Origin of the sequence: Micromonospora sp. M61 (assembly GCF_018070245.1) — a bacterium.
GTDB lineage: Bacteria > Actinomycetota > Actinomycetes > Mycobacteriales > Micromonosporaceae > Micromonospora > Micromonospora zamorensis.
Map to the genome: position 1 here is coordinate 1 of NZ_JAGPYA010000150.1, position 1,284 is coordinate 1,284.

The window sequence follows — 1,284 nt, forward strand, 5'->3', positions numbered from 1 at the left end:
TGATGTCGACGAGGGAGCTCCGACATACCGGCCGTGGCCTGCAACTTCGCGGGTCTTGAACCCTCCGTTTGGGTATCCGTTTCGGTGGGGCGGGCAGGACTCGAACCCGCAACCGAGGGATTATGAGATCAAGACGAGCGACCCGGCGAGCTGGGCGGTTGGGCTACTAGCAGCGGAAACGGCTCTCGACATCTCTCACCGCTCCCCGCCGTCCGTCGACCTCTTGCGGACCAGATGCGGACCGCCTGCCCCGCTGCACGTTCATGCCGGGCCGATCCTCGTGGCCGTTGCTGGCGGATCGCGCTCAATCGGCCCGGACCGCGGCTTCTGGCCCTCCCCTATCCTGAATCGCGCGCTGCCGTCGCCGCAGCAACGCGGCTGACACCAGGTAGCCCACCCCGCCGGCCGTCCACAGTGCGGCAAATACCCAACGCCACGGCGTGGGGTCTCCGACGGCCACGACCACCCACCCGACGGCCAGGAAGAGCCAGACGCCTGCCCTGATGAAACCCTGCTTCGGCGTCTTTGCTGTCTGCCACCACGGGTTCTTGGTTGGCTTCATATAGGAGATCTTCGCATTCATCACGGGACCACACCGCCCTGACCGGCCTCGGGATTAGAAGAAGATCGCAGAGGGCTGGTCGGGTGGCTGCGTACCTGGTCAGCCCGTCCGCCGTTGTCGGGTGGCGTCGGTGTCGGCCGGTGGTCTTGGCTGTACGGATGGCTGTACAGCCACACGGGTTCGGAAGTGTGGACACGGCGGGCGTCCACTGCCCGCCGGAGGCATGTCCTCAACAACTTCCGCCGTCGGGTCTTCGATCGGCCTGCGGAGTCGATCGGTCTCGCCGGCCTGACCCCGCACGAGTTGCGGCACACGGCAGCAAGTCTGGCGGTGGCCGAGGGCGCCAGCGTCAAGGCGGTGCAGCGGATGCTCGGGCACGCCTCGGCGGCCATGACGCTGGACGTGTACGCGGACCTCTTCGAGGACGACCTGGACCAGGTGGCTGACCGCCTCGACCGGGCGGCGGGTCGTGCGGCTGCGGACTCGGTGCGGACTGAGGGTGTCGGGCCAGACCTCGATGCGGTTCGCCCGGATCGTCGGCAGCATGGCTGACCAGGGAAAACGGCTGGTGGGGCGGGCGGGACTCGAACCCGCGACCGAGGGATTATGAGTCCCCTGCTCTAACCGGCTGAGCTACCGCCCCGAACACCGCGCCGGATCTTATCCCGCTCGGCGATCAGCAGCCAGCACCGAGCCGGCCGGCGCCCACGCCTGCACCAGCA

2 protein-coding genes and 1 tRNA gene are annotated in these 1,284 nt (G+C 67.9%); 1 reads left to right on the forward strand and 2 read right to left on the reverse strand.

Features of this window, described 5'->3' with window-relative positions; all coding sequences use genetic code 11:
* Nucleotides 1-304 precede the first annotated feature (304 nt).
* Entirely contained in the window at nucleotides 305-583 is a 279-nt protein-coding gene (locus KBX34_RS32990) for a hypothetical protein (RefSeq protein ID WP_210793503.1), read from the reverse strand.
* Nucleotides 584-748: 165 nt separating this feature from the next.
* Here KBX34_RS32990 and KBX34_RS33945 point away from each other — a divergent pair, with 165 nt between their 5' ends.
* Entirely contained in the window at nucleotides 749-1,114 is a 366-nt protein-coding gene (locus KBX34_RS33945; protein WP_307871555.1) for a tyrosine-type recombinase/integrase, read from the forward strand.
* A 14-nt stretch (nucleotides 1,115-1,128) separates the two neighbouring features.
* Here KBX34_RS33945 and KBX34_RS33000 read toward each other — a convergent pair.
* A tRNA-Ile gene (locus KBX34_RS33000) sits at nucleotides 1,129-1,205 on the reverse strand.
* Nucleotides 1,206-1,284 lie beyond the last annotated feature (79 nt).